16 protein-coding genes are annotated in these 18,532 nt (G+C 37.3%); 11 read left to right on the forward strand and 5 right to left on the reverse strand.

The features are described from left to right. Nucleotides 1-175 precede the first annotated feature (175 nt). Entirely contained in the window at nt 176-2,251 is a 2,076-nt protein-coding gene (locus tag ACM03V_RS23320) for a DUF6077 domain-containing protein (protein ID WP_414623185.1), read from the forward strand. A 319-nt stretch (nt 2,252-2,570) separates the two neighbouring features. On the opposite strand, the gene ACM03V_RS23325 is transcribed toward ACM03V_RS23320, so the two are convergent. Both ACM03V_RS23325 and ACM03V_RS23330 read right to left on the reverse strand, forming a co-directional pair. After that, on the reverse strand, nt 2,571-3,755 hold the full coding sequence (locus ACM03V_RS23325) for an L-dopachrome tautomerase-related protein (protein WP_414623186.1): 1,185 nt from the start codon (nt 3,753-3,755) through the stop codon (nt 2,571-2,573). Between the two features lie 79 nt (nt 3,756-3,834). Beyond that, complete coding sequence (locus ACM03V_RS23330) at nt 3,835-4,203, reverse strand: DUF1823 family protein (RefSeq protein ID WP_414623187.1); 369 nt, start codon at nt 4,201-4,203, stop codon at nt 3,835-3,837. A 138-nt stretch (nt 4,204-4,341) separates the two neighbouring features. Between ACM03V_RS23330 and ACM03V_RS23335 the strand changes: the two genes are divergently transcribed. Next, nucleotides 4,342-4,635, forward strand: coding sequence for an acylphosphatase (locus ACM03V_RS23335; RefSeq protein ID WP_414623188.1), 294 nt, complete (start codon nt 4,342-4,344; stop codon nt 4,633-4,635). A gap of 78 nt (nt 4,636-4,713) precedes the next feature. On the opposite strand, the gene ACM03V_RS23340 is transcribed toward ACM03V_RS23335, so the two are convergent. Next, a complete protein-coding gene (locus tag ACM03V_RS23340; RefSeq protein WP_414623189.1) occupies nt 4,714-5,982 on the reverse strand; it encodes a proton extrusion protein PcxA in 1,269 nt (422 codons plus the stop codon). A gap of 664 nt (nt 5,983-6,646) precedes the next feature. On the opposite strand from ACM03V_RS23340, the gene ACM03V_RS23345 reads away from it, so the two are divergent. Next, the gene (locus ACM03V_RS23345; RefSeq protein WP_414623229.1) at nt 6,647-6,826 is read left to right on the forward strand and encodes a tetratricopeptide repeat protein; all 180 of its coding nucleotides are present in this window, start codon (nt 6,647-6,649) and stop codon (nt 6,824-6,826) included. A gap of 200 nt (nt 6,827-7,026) precedes the next feature. On the opposite strand, the gene ACM03V_RS23350 is transcribed toward ACM03V_RS23345, so the two are convergent. Both ACM03V_RS23350 and ACM03V_RS23355 read right to left on the reverse strand, forming a co-directional pair. Continuing rightward, the gene (locus ACM03V_RS23350; protein ID WP_414623190.1) at nt 7,027-8,166 is read right to left on the reverse strand and encodes a protein kinase domain-containing protein; all 1,140 of its coding nucleotides are present in this window, start codon (nt 8,164-8,166) and stop codon (nt 7,027-7,029) included. Nucleotides 8,167-8,435: 269 nt separating this feature from the next. Continuing rightward, nucleotides 8,436-10,346 (reverse strand): hypothetical protein, encoded by a 1,911-nt coding sequence (locus ACM03V_RS23355; protein WP_414623191.1) that lies wholly within the window; start codon nt 10,344-10,346, stop codon nt 8,436-8,438. A gap of 1,223 nt (nt 10,347-11,569) precedes the next feature. Here ACM03V_RS23355 and ACM03V_RS23360 point away from each other — a divergent pair. The 8 genes from ACM03V_RS23360 (at nt 11,570) to ACM03V_RS23395 (ending at nt 18,529) form a co-directional block, all read left to right on the forward strand. Then, entirely contained in the window at nt 11,570-12,001 is a 432-nt protein-coding gene (locus ACM03V_RS23360) for a hypothetical protein (RefSeq protein ID WP_414623192.1), read from the forward strand. Nucleotides 12,002-12,370: 369 nt separating this feature from the next. Beyond that, a complete protein-coding gene (locus tag ACM03V_RS23365) occupies nt 12,371-12,733 on the forward strand; it encodes a hypothetical protein (protein ID WP_414623193.1) in 363 nt (120 codons plus the stop codon). A gap of 274 nt (nt 12,734-13,007) precedes the next feature. Beyond that, on the forward strand, nt 13,008-13,208 hold the full coding sequence (locus ACM03V_RS23370) for a hypothetical protein (protein WP_414623194.1): 201 nt from the start codon (nt 13,008-13,010) through the stop codon (nt 13,206-13,208). A 362-nt stretch (nt 13,209-13,570) separates the two neighbouring features. Beyond that, a complete protein-coding gene (locus tag ACM03V_RS23375) occupies nt 13,571-14,104 on the forward strand; it encodes a Dps family protein (RefSeq protein WP_414623195.1) in 534 nt (177 codons plus the stop codon). 71 nt (nt 14,105-14,175) lie between these two features. After that, complete coding sequence (locus ACM03V_RS23380) at nt 14,176-14,940, forward strand: ChaB family protein (RefSeq protein WP_414623196.1); 765 nt, start codon at nt 14,176-14,178, stop codon at nt 14,938-14,940. A gap of 341 nt (nt 14,941-15,281) precedes the next feature. Further along, nucleotides 15,282-16,838, forward strand: coding sequence for a GMC family oxidoreductase N-terminal domain-containing protein (locus ACM03V_RS23385; RefSeq protein WP_414623197.1), 1,557 nt, complete (start codon nt 15,282-15,284; stop codon nt 16,836-16,838). An 82-nt stretch (nt 16,839-16,920) separates the two neighbouring features. Beyond that, nucleotides 16,921-17,919 carry an RNA polymerase sigma factor, RpoD/SigA family gene (locus ACM03V_RS23390; protein WP_414623198.1) on the forward strand — a complete coding sequence of 333 codons (999 nt, stop codon included), beginning with the start codon at nt 16,921-16,923 and terminating at the stop codon, nt 17,917-17,919. A 136-nt stretch (nt 17,920-18,055) separates the two neighbouring features. Next, nucleotides 18,056-18,529: a TspO/MBR family protein gene (locus ACM03V_RS23395; protein WP_414623199.1), complete on the forward strand. Its 474-nt coding sequence runs from the start codon at nt 18,056-18,058 to the stop codon at nt 18,527-18,529. Nucleotides 18,530-18,532: the final 3 nt, after the last annotated feature.

The following is an 18,532-nucleotide window of genomic DNA, read 5'->3' on the forward strand; positions in this document are numbered from 1 at the left end:
CTTACCCAAACTTATGAACTTGAGAAAAAGAATTTGAAAAGTAGGGATTCCCCAGCCTTGAAAATACTTACGGGTTTAAGTTAAAAACACGGTTGACAATTAAGAGGAAAATATTCAATCCGAAACCTTAGATCGAGATAAAGTTTGATTTTGTCGAATTTAACAGCGATTAAACATGATTAATCTCAAGTATATTTTCTTCTGGCAATTCGTTGAAGGAATTCTATCTGCATTTATTCTCTTTACTGCAATTTGGACAGTTTTTACAAATGTTTGCATTTTTAACTATAAAAGTTTCGCCTTTTTATTGAATCTATTGCCTTTAATTCTCACGCTTAGTACTATTTCATGGTTTTTGTTATGGAAATTTAACAAACTCAATCGAAAGCAAGAAGCGAAGGCTGTTGGGCTAACTGGAGGTAAAGAATTGATTTCGGATAGCTCATCTCATGTGCAAATTGCTTGGGCTTGGTTAATTTTGGGCGCAATTATCATCGCAGTTTATGCCCTGAGCCAACAATACATTTTATTTTGGGGACTTGCGCTTGCTTACCTGATATTTGCCTATCTGAAAAACAATCGTTTTATCGCCTTCCGGGTTACTTCTACTGCAATTAATTCAAAACTACATAATACTGCTACGGTTGGGCTGTGCTTGATTGCAGCTTTAATTACGATGGTTGCTCACCGCTCTGATGCCGATGATGCTTTTTTTCTGAGCATTCCTACTGCTTTGCTCGATGCTCCCAATATTCCGATGTTGCAGCAAGATACGATGCACGGTTTTGCAGATGTGCCATTAGTGCTACCTGTTTATAAATTGCATAGTTTAGAAGTATTTTGGGCAATAACAGCAAAACTGACGGGTTTATCTCCAATTTTCATTGCCCATGTAGTGCTTCCACCTGTTTTTGCCGTTCTCTTTGTCTTAGCACAAGCTTGTCTGCTACGTTTGCTAATTCCTAAATACTGGCTGCGGGCACTTGTAACTGTCCTAATTTTGCTTGTGTTGTTAGGAGACGTACACCGAAGCTATGGCAATTTTTCGTTGGTGAGATTATATCAGGGCAAGGGAATTTTGGTAACGGTGATGGTTCCTCTGATATTTCGATATGCATGGAATTTTGGTTCTCAGGGAAAACTAACTGACTGGGTATTATTATGCGCCAGCCAGATTGCAGCATTGGGTATAACTTCTTCAGGTTTATTTGTTGCCCCTTTTGCAGTCACACTGGCATTAGGAGGAACTTGGCAAGCAACATTAAAATCTACCAAGCGAGTCGTATTAGGCTTGCTTTCCTCTTTCTATTTGATTGCCGTAGGGCTGTTATTGCGCCAAAGCATGATGTCTCAAGTTAGTCTTAATAATACTACTACTACCGAGAAAGTCGTTTCTACTATTTCCGAGGGAAGTATTGTTGTTGATGCGCTTCATCAAGTTTTAGGAAATCAATTTATTTTCTATCTATTATTATTAGCATTTCTGAGTGCATGGACGGTTTCAACTTCTCCAAAGGTTCGGATCTATTTGTTAGTGATTCCATTAGGCTTCTTTCTAGTATTAATAAATCCTTGGCGTGTTGGATTCATTACTAACTATGTAACCTCAAGTGAAACTTATTGGCGAATATTTTGGGCGGTACCTATTCCCACTCTGTTCGCAATTCTTTTTGTAGGATTACTCCAACCAATAATCAAATTAATTATGCCCAAGTTGCAACAGCAAGGGTTTTTAATTGGTTTATCGCTAACGATTGTGATGCTTTTACCCATAAACACCTTACGTCCAGAAAATGGAACAATCATTAAATTTCCAACTATTAAAGTGCCATCAGTTGAGTATGCAATTGCTCAAAAAGTTAATCGTATAAATCCACCTCAGACAGCTATCTTAGCACCAGAAGCAATATCTACCTGGATACCCTTGATATCCAATCATGCACCTCTGATCTCAGTACGAAATATGTATCTTTACCTATTAAAAGATTACTTTGGATATATACAAGTTGAACGTAGAGTTGATGCAGTTCGCTATATATCGGGAACTCAAATTTCTCAAAGGATAAAAGCACGTTTCCTAAACTTTATTAATAAATGGTGTATTGGTACAGTTGTCAGTGTTCCCAACTTGCAATGGGAAGAAGAATTAGAAATAGTACTAAAAAATCATAACTTTAAGCAATATACCGAAATAGATGGTTATAAAATTTGGGTGCGGGATTCTCTGAAATGTCAAAAGGGTATGGAGTGAGGGGTGTTGATTCTGTATTTTTTTCAGTCTAAAACTTCATCACAAATCCCTCTTCCAAGCTTGGGAGAGGGGTGGCGGAGGCGGGGTGAGGGAAGTATGTTGCGATTTTTACCGACATAAAAGTTGTATGAACAAAAAGCGCGGAAATTCTATCAAAGTCAACACCCTAGTACCGCTTCGCGGAAGTAAGAAGTAAGAAGTAAGAAGTTTGATTTTCTAGGCTTTTCAGCTATTTTTAATGGTTGCCTTATTTACGCCGACTTGTACTAGCATGGGGCGTTAGGCATGGGGCATGGGGGTGAGGGGGAAGAAAAAATTCCTAACTCTTCAACAAAACGGGTTTGGCATCAACTTTGGTACGAAATACACTGTAAGGTTTCTCGCGTAAATCTTTGCCGTTATGAAAATTGGGTTGACGGTGAAGTTGATTTGCGGTGAAGTATAGATATCCGTTTGAAGCTAATGATAATGTATCTGGCCACAATATGCGGGAATCGTGAACTACGGTTTCGTACATTCCGTTTGATAAACGACGCAATATAGCGTTGTCTTCATAATTGGTAACGTAAATCCGGTTTTCTGCGTCGGATTCTAAGCCGTCGGAAGCTCCACCTTTGTTACCATGATTAATTACGGTTTTGGCGACTTCTGCAACTGAAGCTGGCTCTACTAATGCATCTATGCTGACGCTGTACAAAGTTCTACTTGAAAGCGGACAATAATATAAGCGATCGCCATTACTACTAATTGCAATTCCATCTGCACCAACTTTAAAGGCGCTAAATTCTGCCTGTGGTGGACGAGACATCAACGGTTGCCCTTCGACTATAGGTAAAAATTTGTCAATATCTTCGGCTTTGGTTGATGGATGGTTATTTAACCTTCTCCAGCTTTTACCTGTTTCTAAATCGACGACAATAATTGCATTTGCACCATTTTGCGACGAATCGGTAATAAATGCCATTCCTTCCTTACCGCGTCGCAAGTCGAAGCGAACATCATTCAAATAAGTGGTTTTCAAAGCCACATCTTGAGGGAAGACGATTTTCTTGAAAATTTTATTTGTCTTCAAATCAACTCCCACCAACTTTGCACCACCATCGATTACAGATGCAAATTCAATGCTTCCCGTATCCAAAATCCATAAACGATCTAACGCATCGATAACTACACTTTGTACCGAAAGTAAATAATCCTTGGGTTTTTCCTTATTAGCAACATTCACCTCAGCATTAGGATAAGGCACGCTACGATTATTTTTGACTTCAGCAACCGTAAAATCAACCTTATCTCCCCAGCGAGGAAAATTAACGAAAATCCTTCCCGTCTGCGATACAGTAACACCCGTAGGCATTGCACCATTAAAAGTAGCAACTGTTTCAATATTGCCCACAGATTTTTCTCGCGGTAAATCCTTCGCCGCATTGACAGGTTTACTTATTAGAAGAAAAGCCACCGTAATAAAAGCAGCTATAAAAAAGAATAATGATTTAGGCGATCGCATATTTTTTAAGGTTAATGGTTAAAGGTGCAAAATTATCTAGTCTTACTGTTCCCTACTCCCTACTCCCTACTCCCTATTACTAACATTTACCATTAATTCTCATATAGCTAAGTAACCAATTAGCAGCAGTTGCCCTACGTGTTTCTCTTGGCCCAAATTCACCAATTTTGTAACCAGTAAAACCTAAAAATTCTTTGGCAATCTGTTTATTTTCCTTGGGAATCGAACGAGTTAACTTAACAGTTGGGGGACGATTGGCGATAAAATCAGGTGGCTCTGGATAATCAGTACGCCATTCTTCAGATACATTAGTTACATCCCATTTACCCGTAGATTCATCATAACGATAACCGAGATAATGCCATACTAAATTGAGAACGGTGGTATCATCAATTTCGTCTTTGAGAATTGCCCAAATTGTATCGGTAGTTAGTGCAGGTAATTCCATTTTGGATTTTAGATTTTAACTTCTTTTGGATTTTGAATTAGGTAGGTAAACGTAATTGTATAATTCTTGAGTTGAAAAATTCCTATCTTATATTGTTTATATAGGAAAACTGTTCCCTGTTCCCTTTCTTATCAAATCATGTCAAATTCTAATTTACCAAAACAAACTCGCGCTCACGTATTTATATCGGGAAAAGTTCAAGGAGTAGGCTATCGTTACTCTACAATGAATGCAGCTAAAAAATTAAGGTTGAACGGATGGGTGCGAAATCTTGCCGATAGTCGCGTAGAAGCAGTATTTGAAGGTGAATTAGAAGTAGTAGAAGAAATGATTCGCTGGTGTCATCAAGGCTCAGATGCCGCCGTTGTCAAAAATGTGCAGGTAGAATATTCGGAAGCAGAAGGTTTGCAGGGATTTGAGATCATCAGGTAACAGGTAACAGTGAGCAGTGAGCAGTTATCAATTACCAGTTAGAATTTTCTCCCCCCTCTCCCTCATCCCCAATTCCCGTCAAGAGTCATTCATTTCTTTAAATGTGGCTAATGCTGATGGTGAAATATTACTTAAGTAACGAAATATCCAGTATTTACAAATAGTATCTAAAATTACGGGGAAGGTAGCGATAAATATAAATATTGTGTATTCTGTCGGTGGAATACCTAAATGTTCTGCAAATCCTTCGAGAATTACTACCCATCCGTGGGGTGAATGGAAACCCACAAACATATCTGTAAATAAAATAATTAGAAATGCTTTGGCACTATCACTGAGTCCATAAAAAACATCGTCAAGAAATAATCGCAGTATTGCTAGTTCTCTTTTGCTGGTAGCAATTATTAATGCAAATACAATTAATGAGATTAAATCGGCGAATATGTTACCGATCGCGCGGTTATTTTGGCGATTAAATTTTTCTGCTATTTCTATGGCTTTCTGTTTTTGTTTTTGCTGTATCTCTTCTGGTGATAATTGTGGTGCTTGAAGATAATAGTTTCTAAGTCTTAATTCTTTTTGGTAAATTGTGAATTCATGTAAAACTTCTTCTTCAATATGAGTATTTAGAAAAGCATCGGCAGCAGCATCTGGTCTGACTCGCTCTACAATTGGATAAATTAATAGTTGTGTTAGTAAGAAATAAGTTAAAAAAGGTACTATGATTAAAGTAGCTAAAAACTTTAAAGCAATTCTTGTTCTCTTGCTAGCAATTCGGAACTCTTGAACAGCTTTTTCTTCTGCGCGTGGAGATAGTTCTTTGAAAACTTTTTGCAAACTTCTAGTAATTGAACCTGGAAATAAACCTGTTTTTATCCAGACAGGTTTAACTTTCATTTTATTGATATCGGGATAATCTGCTTCGCTGTTTACTTTCGGTTTTAGAGGTATGAAGTCGAAATTAACTGCTAATCTTCGTGAAGGAAACTCTTTTTCAACTGCATATCTTGCTGTTACTTCATCAATAAACTTTAATCTATCTAAAAATGTTTGGTCGTATACAGTTAATAAAGAACGACTGCGTTGAAATTCGGCTAATCTGAAGTTAATTATTTTGAGTTTTTTTTCAAGTTGTGTTTGCCAATAAGATAAAATATTTGCCGTATGTTCGGTTGATTCAGAAGATATTTTTCCCCCATTAAAATGCTTGTCTTCAATATCTCGAATTTTCAAAGCTGCTTCATAAGCTATCAACAGCGATCTTTGAGGTGTATCCAAAAACCATCTGTTGACAAAACGCCAATTCTGTTGCAGCTTCTGAAAAAGTGATTTTTTAGGTTTGTGCATATAAAATTAATCTCTTTTCCTTGAATCGGATAAATGTCAACAAGCCCGATAAACTTTATTTTCCAATAAATTACACTTTTTTTCAGCAACTATATACCCTTGACTTGATATTTTTTGCGTGACTTGTGGGCTAATCCGTTACCTCTCCTTCCAAGGCTCTGGCTGGGAATGCCCTTAACTTCCTCGCTGAATTTACTAGCAATCAAAATTATACAGCTGCTAAAATCGGCGATTCTAATACCTGTGAAGAAGGTACAACAGCTTATGTAGCAGGATTTCCTAAAGCTACGGCGGCAATTTATAATTTAATTTATACATTTACAAAGGGTGAAATTACTGCAAATGCTTCACAACCGCTAAATGATGGTTACGGTTTAGTTTATTAAAATACCTGCTCAAGTAGCCAAAGCACCCACCGCAGATGATTACTTTATACGCGGTTTAGCAGAGTCAGATAAATACGACATCTTGCACCATTCTCAACAACCGCCTTAGAATAAATTCTCAGGCTAATATACGAAGTCTTCCTTCATAAGACTGAGCAAGGCTTTTAGTACGTTTTAACGTACTTTGTATATTAGCCGATGATTTTGATTTCTAGGCGGTTGTGAAGGCTTAACGACATTGGTGCAAGATATCAGATAAATACGACTTTCAAAGTGCGATCGCTAATTATAGCAAAGCGATTCGTCTCAAACCTAACTCCGCAGCTATTTACGCTAATCGTGCTTTGAGCTACTCGCAAATTGGAGAGTATCAAAAGGCTTTGGCTGATGCGAATAAAGCGATATCTTTACAAACTAAAGACAGTATTTTTGCGTATCTCATACTATTAGCAGTTTAAATAATTTACATATTTATCTACTCACGCTAACCAGATGATTCTCAAGAGATAAGCGAAACAATACTGAAATTTGATCATATGTGGAAATTGCTGAAGCAAATCTTATGCTTGAGACTTATAAATGTACGAATAAAACCATTTATATAAATAATGTTTTCTGACATTTCAGTATTAATGCCCAATGCCCAATTCCCTATTCCCTATTCCTTATACTTCTTTCTCAACTCTTCCAATTCATCATCTATCTTGCTATTCTTCGCCGATTGTTGCGTATGAGAAGATGAATTAGAATTTTGATTTTGAGAATTTTTACCTTTCATAAATACAGTTTTCATCTCTTCCAATTCCTTATCTATTTGACTCGGAGATGATGAAACAATCGTCGGTGGAGTTGGTATCAAAGGTGTGGCAACTGGTTTGACAACATTATTAGTTTGCGAAATCAAAGTTGGTAACGTATTCAAATCTTTCAATACTTCATCCACAGTTTGATAGCGACGTGCGGGAGTAGTCGCCATCATTTTATCTAATATTTTGCCCAAATTAGGATTAATGCTAAGGTTGAGGTAATTTCGCCACAGCCAAACATCATTATTAATATCGTATAAATCAAATGGCGATCGCGCAGTTAATAAATGTATGCAGGTAACTCCCAAACTATAGATATCGCTGGCAAATAATGCCCTACCTCTCATCTGCTCCGGCGCTACATATTCTGGGCTACCGATACTCGTACCCGTTTGCTGCATGGAAGCTTGGGTGACAACTTTGGAAGCACCAAAATCCACCAATACAATTTGCCCTTTCAACTTGGCAGGATTTTGACGGCGAATAATATTTTCGGGTTTAATATCGCGATGAATAATTTGTTTTTGATGGCAAAACTGCAAAATTCTCAACAATTCATTTAAAAAGTGTTGAATTTGAGTTTCGTTATAGACTCCATTTTGCTGCAATTCCTGCGATAAATTCAACCCGTCAATAAATTCTTGCAGCAAATATTGTCTATCATCTTGAGTAAAATACGCTAAAAGTTCGGGTATTTGTCGATGCTTGCCCAATTCTTCCAAACGCATTGCTTCATGATTAAATAATTCTATCGCCTTAGCTAAAGTACCAGTACCTTGAGCTTGGGGATAAAACTGCTTAATTACACAAAGAGGCATAGACGGTTTATCTTCATCCCTAGCCAAAAAAGTTCTGCTAAAACCACCTTGCCCTATAGGTTTCATCGCACGATAACGCTGCTTGAGCAGTAACTTGGCACCACAACTCAAACAAAACTTTTCGCTATTGGTATTTTGCGGGTTTGGGCAACTAGGATTCAGGCAGTAACTCATTTTAGGCGGGCATTGAATGCTCTATATTTCTATTGTGCCTTGTTTCAGATATATTGTGTTTTCTTAAGTTTTGTCAAGAATATGGCGATGCAGCCATTATCCAATTAAAAAAATAACGCCGTCACCCTTCGAGGGTGACGGCGATGCGGGCTAGGGCGACGATTTTGAAAAACAATCCAAAACAAAAGCATCCGTTGTTAAAATCCAAAAGAAACGCATCCGTTGTTAAAATCCAAAATAAAAGCATCCGTTGTTAAAATCTAAAATCCCTAAACCTCCACCAAATCCTTCCGACTGCAATACTCCACTTTTTCATAAATCCCAATCAAACTATCACCAACTTCAAAAAATAATCCTTCAGCTTCATCCTTTGAAAAATGTAAATTCGGATATTTTGCAGCAAGTTGAATTGCACTCATAACTTTCCCTTCCATACCATCAGGTAAAAGTCCGGTGGAACCAATGTAAAATACCAAAGGTGAAATTCTATCTCGATAAATCTTCTCTACATAATTATCCAATTTCGTTTTCGCTGCGGTTAATGCTGTAATTTTTTCCTGTTTTTCTACCAAACCTAACCCCCCAGCCCCCTTCCCTGCGAGGGAAGGGGGAGAATTTAAAGCCTCTCTCCTCGTAGGAGAGAGGTTTGGAGAGAGGTTTTCAATATACTGCAAAATCTCCGCAATCTTCCCATTACTTTCAATCCCCAAAAAATCATCAAAAATCGGCTTCATTAATTCATCGACTTTGGTAATTTTCATCCTTGGTGAAAGCGACTTTTGACGAACGGCAATATTTTCTCTCAAAGTCATTTCAAAGCTAGGTTTACTATATATTTCTCCTGTTTCGGTATCGTAAACCTCATACCTTCTTTCCAAAAATTTGTTTGCAGAATACAGTTTACCCAAGTTGAGAATATCTTTACTACCAAGATCAATTTTATAGCTGATTCGCGGATCGATCGCACCTTCAGCTTTAATTGTAGGAAAGTTTAAATAAAGATTCTCGGATAAATAATGTCTCTTCAATTCATCCAATTGTTCCGGTACAAATGTATCCGATTCTTGCTTTAAATGCGCGGAAATAATGCTCGCCAAAATTCTTACTTCTGCAAGTTGATTAAATAAACCGTCAATGTTGCTGTATCTCCCATCTAACGGTACTAAGGGTAAATCTAAATTAATTGTATGGCAATCATGAAAGTCAAATCTTTCTGCTGTAATTACACCTTTTTGTTTAAGCACATCAAAGGTTTTCTTACTGCTGATTTTCACCTTGAGTGATTTTATGTAAGGTTGGCGATCGCTCACTACTGTATAGTTGTTGTAGCTAGTTAAATCATTCGCTAATAAACCTGCAATTTCAATAATCGGCGTTTCGTCTTCTATTTTTACAAGTTTGACTTTACGAGTTACCAGCATATTTATCGTAGCGGTGTTGCGGTTCATTTCAAAGCAACCCATCCCCACATAATCACCATCATCGATATATTCTGTTTTTAGCCAAGGTTTAATTAATTGCCCGTTTATATCTCGACTCCCTTTCAACCTTTTTACACCTTTGTAGTGATAATTTTCCCGTAAGTATTTCAGGTTAATGATAATGCTGTGACGATGTTCTGATAATAAGTTAATTAGTTCTAACAACGAAATATTATCATTATTTTTCACTTGAATAAAGTCCGATTGCTGCATAAGTTTAGGAGAAAAAATTGCTGCTTCAATATCGGATTCAAAGTTAGCAAGCTGCTGATTAGTAAATGTTTGAGCGTGTTTAGCTATTAATCTTTTATTGAAAGTACTGAATAAACAATATTTTGCCAAATTAATATTACCCTCGACCAAATTAGCTTTTGTAAATACATACACAGCTTGATGATTCTGCACCACTGGCACTTCTAGCTGCCTATAGGTTTCTTTACTAATCGGCTTGTATTTATAGATAATCCCCGTATCTTCCAACTGCAAATTATCAATCTTTAATATTCCCGCAGTACATTTAATTTGTTTTGCACTTTCAGACAGAAAAACTTGATAACTATAATCAATAGCCAAGGGTTCTTCTATACTTAAATTATCTACATTATCTAAAATAAATTTGTCTGCAACATAGTAAGCCTTCTCTTGAGCCGAGAAATTATAAATCGCAAACTTAATTCTGCTCCCGACAATATTTTTCATATTGATATCACCGCCTCGTATTTACAATTTAAAGGTTTATAAAAATTACAAAAATCTTACACCAGACACAAAAACCGGGTTTGTTGAGGATATTGGGTTTTAACTGTGTATAAATGCATATCAGCATTTTAGTGCTGACTATATGCCTCTTTACTTATAGTACATTTGAACTAGTAAATTGTCAACCTGCTTGCAAGGGATACAGTCTAGTACCGCTTCGCGGAAGTAAGAAGTAAGAAGTAAGAAGTAAGAAGTTTGATTTTCTAAGCTTTGCAGCCATTTTTAATGGTTGCCTTATTTACGCCGACTTGTACTAGTGTTCGTCAGGTTTGTAGTAAGTTTAAAGAGAGCGATAAATCGCTTACTACGAACCTTTATAAAGTGAGTAAAAAGCGGCATCAAAATATAAAAATCGAAAAAACTAAATTAATTAAGAACTCAAAATTAACAAAAACAATCTCTTACCTAGATTTTTTCGCGTTAATTTTCAAACAACTATATAATGATTTATTATTAACAATATTTTATTAGCTTAATATTTCTTTACCTTTAAAAATAAATCTTAAAATTGTTGTAAAAGACATTGAAAGTGTTATGCAACATCTGTTTAATAGCAATCCCAAAAATCTTCTATCAAAAGTATGATTAAGACTCGCAAAAAAACTATCTCAGGGGTAGTATTATCGCAATTAATTAATTATCAATTATGCTCGGAAGATTGATGAAACTATTGACTTTTTTGTATTACAACTGTATTAGAAAAGTTAATAGGGAAAATGTCTGACGGTCAACAACCCAGGTCTAAAGACACTGGGCTTCTAGCCTAGATTTTAAACCATAGTTGACCAGACTAAGGACCCGCGTTCCTACGTTACTGGCAAGAGTTAAAGAACCTACCAACAAATGCGAAGCTAGTTTGTTGCTCTAGAACTGAAGGATTAATACATTCTTATTGGGTTAAGGAAGTGTCTTTCAGATAGTCACCGACCAGTAACATTGTCGAAGCTAACATTACCCCGAAAGGGAGGCTCTTAGGAGCAAAATCATTACGTGTACAGGGTGAAAAATATCAGTTTGCAATTGCCCGAACGAAAGTAGAAAGCAAAACTACACGGTATTAAGTAACCCCAAGGCAGTAATGGGACAAGGTGGTTAAAACCACTCGCGGCGTTTTTCCTCTCAGCTTTAAAAAGCGTGAGTTTCCAAACTACCAAGATTTTCTTATGAAATCCGATCGAAGTAAAAATAAAATTGAAATAGTAAAACATTACTGTCTATCAGTTTTTAGCTGTGTTTTACTGCTAAGCACTGTATGGTTTGGCGTATGGTTTGATGCATCACAAGCAGCGGTTGCGGCTCCAATGGATGGAAATGCACAACAATTAATTGCAGCTAATCCTCTTAGAGGTGCGGGCGATCAACTTGGAGGTGAAGCAGAGCAAGCATTAGGAAAAGCTCAACGTAACTTAGGAAATTCTCCTGGGCAAACATTAGATGGCGCAGGTAAGGAAGTACAAGGTTTAGCAAAGGAAGCAAAAGGTAATCTTAAGCAGGGAGTAGAAAATACTAAATCCGCTGCTGATAATGCTTCCGATAAAGTAGAAGAAGGAAGCGAAAATGCCATTGATGCTATCAAAGATTTTTTTGGTAACTAAAAGTAACGGGATACTATCATCCTTCTAACTTAAGACTAGTTGTCTGATATAGTTAAAAAAGATTAAAAAAAGTCGAAAACCAAGCGAGTTTGTTGATAAACAAGACGGCTCGAAATATTTAATGGTTAAGTAGACGAGTTGAATTTAGGAGAGGTACAGCTATCAATAAATATTGATTATTGAATGTTTATCTGAATGCTAAATGCTTTACGTTCTGTATAACTCAATATCAAAGCTTGAATGTTTGGAAAAAGTCAAATTAATCCTTCTCCTTCATTCTTTTAGCAGTACCGTTTCTAATATTGAATTAAACAACGATGCTTTGGTTTTCTCAAATTAAAAAAAATCCGTATCCTTGGAGGAAAAACAATGAATTTTGTTCGTTCTAAACTACTATCTAACTTACGTCCACTTCGTGTTGTGTTTGCAGCATTAATGTGCGTAATGCTGGTATTCTCTACTGCACTTCCCGCTGCTGCGATTGGCGCTTCTAAAAGTTCTCCCGATAAAGGAGCAGAGCAGTTAAATGATATTCAACGGAAAACTCAGGAGTTAACTGAAAATAATGCTCCTTCCAACAAAAGAGTAATCGAGGAATCCAACAAAGGATTAAACGAAGTTCAAGGTGCTGCTAACGCTGAAAACATGAACCGTCCATCCAACAGCCAAGAGGCTGTAACTGTGGAAGAGAAGGTAGAAGGTTTTCTCGAAAAAATTACAGGTGATAAGTAGTGATTCACCCCAATCATGCAGTTATATAGCGGATAATCTAGTTTCCCCTATATTTCTCATGTAAAAGAAAATTTTGGTCAAGTTGTAGATATCTACCTTGACCAAAATTTTTATTTAAATCCCCATGCTTAATCCCAATATCATTTAACTCCTAATATGAAATCAATCCATAGATATAAGTTGTAATTACACCGTAAGAACAGTTATAAAATATCGGTATTTTTTGTAGCATAAAGCTTGCAGACTAAAATTTGATAATATAAGGGCGTTTAAAATGAGTGAAGCAAAAATTCCCAAGACTGATAGCGAACCCAATCAGGAAGCTGAGTTAACCAAGGAAGCGATCGCCGAAGAACAAGAAAAGGCCGCGAATGTTGATGTTGATAAAGATTACGATGCGGCTGAACAATATAAAACTGGCAAAATGAGTAAGGGTGAGAAAGAAGGGGATAACAAATCTACTCCTTCGCTTTAAGGTTTAAAAAACGGTTCGTTCAAGCCTCTTCCATTGAGACTTCAATCTCATGAGGTTAAACGGAGGAGGCAGAATATTTTTGAGTCAAACTACTGAATTTATTCAATTTACATATTCCTTTGCCAGTATTGACCTAGTTTTATGCTACGTCGTGTAACGGTAGATTAACTATCTGTATTAGATGGCGGGACACTACATATTATTACTAGTATAAGACGCAATATTACTCGCGATCAAATATTGAGAATTTTTCTAATTACAATGGATAAAAAATCTAACCCAACATTCCCACTTAGGATTGATTTTTCATAAAAGTGAATATGTTCAAATGGAGAGAGAGTTAAATTTAGAGAAAATAAATTATGCGTAGCATTAACATTGGATTAACAGATGAACAGCGTAAAGGTGTTTGCGACTTATTGAATCACGACTTAGCAGACGCTTACCTACTATTAGTTAAAACTAAAAAGTTCCATTGGGATGTAGTAGGACCTCAGTTCCGCAGCTTGCATATGCTGTGGGAAGAACACTATCAAACCTTAACCATCAGCATCGACTCTATCGCAGAGCGCGTTCGGGCTTTGGGTGGTTTCCCTGTAAGTACTATGGAAGGATTTTTGAAGTTAACTTCTTTGAAAGAAAATCCAGAAAACCTACCTTTAGCAACTCAAATGGTAGCTAAATTAGTAGATGATCACGAACAGGTTATCCGCAACTTGCGCGAACATATCGATGCTTGTGGCGATAAATTCCATGATGAAGGAACAGCTGATTTCCTTACCGGATTAATGGAAGGTCACGAAGAAATGGCTTGGATGTTGCGCTCCTTTATTGAAGGAGAATCTCTACAAGCAGACGGTTCAAAACCTGGTAAAACCGCTGTAGGCGTTAACTAGAAGTAGTTAATTAGAACTAATTTCATTATCAAATCATATTCGTGAATTGCATTTAATACAGGGGAATCAAAATGTCCGATTATAAAGCAGAACGTACAGTTTCAGCTGTATTTAAAGAACAAGAGCAAGTCGATAAGGTTGTCCGTCGTTTGTTAGATAGAAATGTATCCCGCGACCACATTTCGGTTATGGGTAACAATTTTCAATCTGAAACTAGAATTTCGGGTTTTATTACTAAGAAAGACGTAATTTTCGGCGGATTGCGATCGGGAGCAGTTTTTGGCTCTTTGTTCGGTTCTTTATTAGGCTTGCTTTCCGGTGTAGGCGTACTCTTCATCCCTTTCGTAGGTCCTATTGTGGCAGCAGGCCCCATTGGTGGAGCGCTCTTAGGGGCTGCTAGTGGTGCTTTAGCTGGTAGCGCTGGTGCGGGTTTAGCTTCGGTATTAGTAACTTTGGGTATGCCTAAAGAGAAAGCTGCTATTTACGAAACTCGCTTGAAAGCTGGGGAGTTTATCGTCATGGCGGAAGTACCTGCGGACAAATCTGGAGAGATTTCGCTGCTTATGGAAAGCGCTGGTGGTGAAGAAGTTCATACTAATGAAGCAACTTTACCTCGTGCTTGTTCCGGTAAATGTAATAGTCCCGAAGACTTAGCCCCTGAAGTGCGATCGCACTTATCGGAAGCCGCGCAAAAAACTTTCATCGAGCGCTACAACACCGTGTTCGATGAATCAAGCGATGAAAGTAAAGCGGAAGAAGCTGCTTGGAATGCAGTTCACGAAAAATATGAAGAAGATGAGAATGGAGTTTGGTCTAAGCAAAAGGTAACTGCTTAGATAAGATATGAAAGATAAGGTATGAAGTATGAAAAACACTCATATTTTCTACCCTATCTTTCTAAGCAAAGATTATTCATCAGAGATTGAGCAGGATTTAAAAGCTTGGCATACTAAATTTAGTCATAAACTAAGTATAGAGCTAGATCGTAAGTCCTATTCAATAAAAATAGTTGCAAGTATGAGGTATTAAAATACTTTGTGCTTGATATTTTCTTCTGAATTTATCTGAAAATTAAATATATTTTTCCGATTACTTTATTAAGTATAGAACTAAATACTTTTGTCGAACCAAAATAAGTCAGAAATTTCTAATAATTAATCATAATTAATCACTATTAATGCAAAAATATTACGACATAATAATTATAGGAACTGGCGCTGGAGGTGGAACTCTTGCTTATGCTTTAGCCTCAACTGGTAAACGTATTTTATTGCTCGAACGTGGAGAATATATCCCTAGAGAAAAGCAAAATTGGAATGCTGCTGCTGTTTACGGTAATGGGCTTTATCGTACCGAGCAACGCTGGTTAAATTCTCAAGATAAAAAGTTTCAGCCTACTGTTTATCATAAGGTTGGTGGTAGTACTAAAATCTATGGTGCTGCTTTATTGAGAATGCGCCGACAAGACTTTAATGAGATAGAGCATTATGAAGGGGTTTCTCCTGCATGGGATTTAAAGTATGAGGACTTTGAACCATACTATAATCAAGCAGAAAAGCTGTATAAAGTTCATGGGAAACGAGGAGGAGATCCAACCGAACCACCTTACTCAAAAGAATACGATTATCCCGCTTTACCCCATGAACCGCGAATCAAGCAAGTTGTTGATAATTTAGAGATATTGGGTTTAAAACCGTTTTCTCTACCGATGGGAATCGACCGCGATATTAATAATGAAACTCAAAGTCCTTGTATTCGCTGCGATACTTGCGACGGATATCCCTGCTTGGTTGATGCAAAAGCTGATGCTCAAGTTTGCTGTGTAGATAAAGCTTTAAAACACCAAAACGTTACCTTAATTACTAATGCTCAAGTTGAGCGTTTGGTTACAAATAATTCCGGTAGTGAAGTAACGGGTGTGGAAGCAATTGTAAATGGCGATAGTAAATTTTTTAATGCCGATATTGTTGTAGTTGCTTGCGGTGCAATTAATTCTGCCGCTTTATTATTACGTTCTGCATCAGATAGTCATTCTAACGGTTTGGCGAATTCTTCGGGAATGGTAGGGCGTAATATTGTTAAGCATAATACAACTAAACTTTATGCTATTTCCACAGTTCCGAATGAAACAGTTTTTCAGAAAACGTTAGCAATCAACGATTTTTATTTTGGTTCATCAGAAGATGCTTACCCATTAGGTCACGTTCACTTAATGGGTAAGCATAAATTGGAGATGATGCGCCCAGATTTTCCTCGATGGGTTCCTAACAGCTTATTAAAAGTTTTTGCCAGTCATTCTGTAGATTGGTGGATGCAAAGTGAGGACTTACCGAATGTTGAAAATCGTGTTGAAATAGCAAAAAACAAACAAATAAAAGTTTATTATCATCCAAACAACCAAAAAGCTCATCGTCGCTTGCGACATCAATTTGGAAAAGTCCTCCGAAAAGCTGGGTTCCCAATAATTTGGGGAGTACCTATGCCATTAAAAGTTATGAATCATCAGGGAGGAACTTGTCGATTTGGAATTGACTCAACAGTTAATGTTCTCGATTTGAATTGTCGTACCCACGATCTAGATAATCTTTATGTGGTAGATTCAAGTTTCTTCCCTTCAATTGGGGCAATGAATCCCACATTAACAATAGTAGCTAATGCTTTAAGAGTAGCCGAACATCTCAAACAAAGATTGAACGTCAGTAAGAACAGTAAAGCTGTGGCAAGTAAAATATAAAAAGTTTGATTTTTTAAACTCACCCCCTAGCGGTGAACAAAACCAATCCGCAAGTTAAAGCCTTCAGGAGTTATTGATTAATATGCAACCAGCAATTGTTGATAGGGGACAAACCAAAGCATCCGCCGCCACTCAAAGACTAAATACAGATACCGTGCGATCTTTTTTAGTTCAAATTGGGCGCGTACCATTATTAACTCGTGAAGAAGAAATCTTTTATTCCCAACGAGTTAAGCAGTTAATTCAATTATTAAAAATTAAAGAAGATTTAGCAGAGAAATTAGACTCGGAACCGCCGTTTTCTAAATGGGCTGATGCAGCACAAATGTCAGAATCTCAACTGCAAGAAACCCTTGACAACGGAGAGATGGCTCGACAAAAAATGATTGAAGCCAACTTACGTTTAGTTGTGGCGATCGCCAAAAAATATCAGCATCGTAATTTGGAGTTTGTCGATTTAATTCAAGAAGGAACTTTGGGTTTACAAAGAGGAGTAGAAAAGTTCGATCCCGATAAAGGATATAAATTTTCTACCTACGCTTATTGGTGGATAAGACAAGCAATTACGCGGGCTTTAGATCAAAAAAGTCGTTCCATCCGTCTACCAATTCACGTATGTCAAACCCTGAAAAAAATTAAGAAAGCACGTCGGGAATTAACCCAAGAATTAGGACGTACCCCGACGATGGCGGAAATTGGTTCCCAAGTATCTTTAAAACCTTCGCAGATACAAGATTATTTACATATGTCTCGTCAACCCGTATCCTTAGATTTACGAGTTGGTGAAGGACAAGACACCGAACTGCAAGATTTACTTGAAGATACAAGTTCTTCCATCGATGATTACGTCAACAGTCAATCACTCAAAGAATGTCTTGACGAAATGCTTGTAGAGTTGACACCCCAACAGCGAGAAGTTGTTAACTTACACTTTGGCTTAAGCGACGGACGCGAATTGACATTAACAGAAGTCGCAAAACGCATGGATATTTCCCATACCAGAGTCCGACAATTACAGCGTCAGGCGATCGCTCGCTTGCGTCGCAAAAAAATGAAAGTCAAAAGCTTTATTGCAAGTTGAAAAAATGGGAATTGGGGATTGGGGATTGGGCATGGGGAATTGGAAGTAGTTAGGAGTTAGGAGTTATTAATTGTCCCCTTGTCTCCCCATCTCCCCATCCCCCCATCCCCCCTCTCCCTCTCCCAATAAAAAAACAATGTTAAAACCCTGGATGGTAATCGGAGCCGTAACCTTAATCGTGGCTCTCGGAAGTAATATAATTAGACCGAAAGATGTCAAGTGGTTTAAGCGATTGCAAAGACCGAGTTGGTTGACATTTGAAAAGCTGATTCCAGTTATTTGGACGGTAATTTTTATTTGTGGTGCATGGTCTGCTTATATAGTTTGGGAAAGCGAACCTGGTAGTTCTCAAACTTGGTTTTTGATGGGTTTTTATCTACTTCTTGAAATTGTAGTTGTGGCTTTCACTCCAGTTTCATTGTGGTTGCAAAGCATGAAAGCAGGGGCAATTGTCGGAGGAGTCGGATTTGTTATCGGATTAATCCTTACTTTGTTTGTTTTACCAGTATCGATTTGGGCAGCATTATTATTAGTTCCTTATTTAATTTGGAGTCCTATCGGTACCTTTACAGCTTGGAAAATATATCAGTTGAATCGAGGGAATAGATAGCAG

Source organism: Calothrix sp. CCY 0018, from assembly GCF_963920925.1.
Lineage (GTDB): Bacteria > Cyanobacteriota > Cyanobacteriia > Cyanobacteriales > Nostocaceae > Rivularia.

What these genes read in the sequence shown, in the direction of transcription:
- ACM03V_RS23320 (WP_414623185.1), top strand. Translation starts at nt 176, where the DNA reads ATGATTAATCTCAAGTATATTTTCTTCTGGCAATTCGTTGAAGGAATT.
- ACM03V_RS23325 (WP_414623186.1), bottom strand. Translation starts at nt 3,755, where the DNA reads ATGCGATCGCCTAAATCATTATTCTTTTTTATAGCTGCTTTTATTACG.
- ACM03V_RS23330 (WP_414623187.1), bottom strand. Translation starts at nt 4,203, where the DNA reads ATGGAATTACCTGCACTAACTACCGATACAATTTGGGCAATTCTCAAA.
- ACM03V_RS23335 (WP_414623188.1), top strand. Translation starts at nt 4,342, where the DNA reads ATGTCAAATTCTAATTTACCAAAACAAACTCGCGCTCACGTATTTATA.
- ACM03V_RS23340 (WP_414623189.1), bottom strand. Translation starts at nt 5,982, where the DNA reads ATGCACAAACCTAAAAAATCACTTTTTCAGAAGCTGCAACAGAATTGG.
- ACM03V_RS23350 (WP_414623190.1), bottom strand. Translation starts at nt 8,166, where the DNA reads ATGAGTTACTGCCTGAATCCTAGTTGCCCAAACCCGCAAAATACCAAT.
- ACM03V_RS23355 (WP_414623191.1), bottom strand. Translation starts at nt 10,346, where the DNA reads ATGAAAAATATTGTCGGGAGCAGAATTAAGTTTGCGATTTATAATTTC.
- ACM03V_RS23360 (WP_414623192.1), top strand. Translation starts at nt 11,570, where the DNA reads ATGAAATCCGATCGAAGTAAAAATAAAATTGAAATAGTAAAACATTAC.
- ACM03V_RS23365 (WP_414623193.1), top strand. Translation starts at nt 12,371, where the DNA reads ATGAATTTTGTTCGTTCTAAACTACTATCTAACTTACGTCCACTTCGT.
- ACM03V_RS23370 (WP_414623194.1), top strand. Translation starts at nt 13,008, where the DNA reads ATGAGTGAAGCAAAAATTCCCAAGACTGATAGCGAACCCAATCAGGAA.
- ACM03V_RS23375 (WP_414623195.1), top strand. Translation starts at nt 13,571, where the DNA reads ATGCGTAGCATTAACATTGGATTAACAGATGAACAGCGTAAAGGTGTT.
- ACM03V_RS23380 (WP_414623196.1), top strand. Translation starts at nt 14,176, where the DNA reads ATGTCCGATTATAAAGCAGAACGTACAGTTTCAGCTGTATTTAAAGAA.
- ACM03V_RS23385 (WP_414623197.1), top strand. Translation starts at nt 15,282, where the DNA reads ATGCAAAAATATTACGACATAATAATTATAGGAACTGGCGCTGGAGGT.
- ACM03V_RS23390 (WP_414623198.1), top strand. Translation starts at nt 16,921, where the DNA reads ATGCAACCAGCAATTGTTGATAGGGGACAAACCAAAGCATCCGCCGCC.
- ACM03V_RS23395 (WP_414623199.1), top strand. Translation starts at nt 18,056, where the DNA reads ATGTTAAAACCCTGGATGGTAATCGGAGCCGTAACCTTAATCGTGGCT.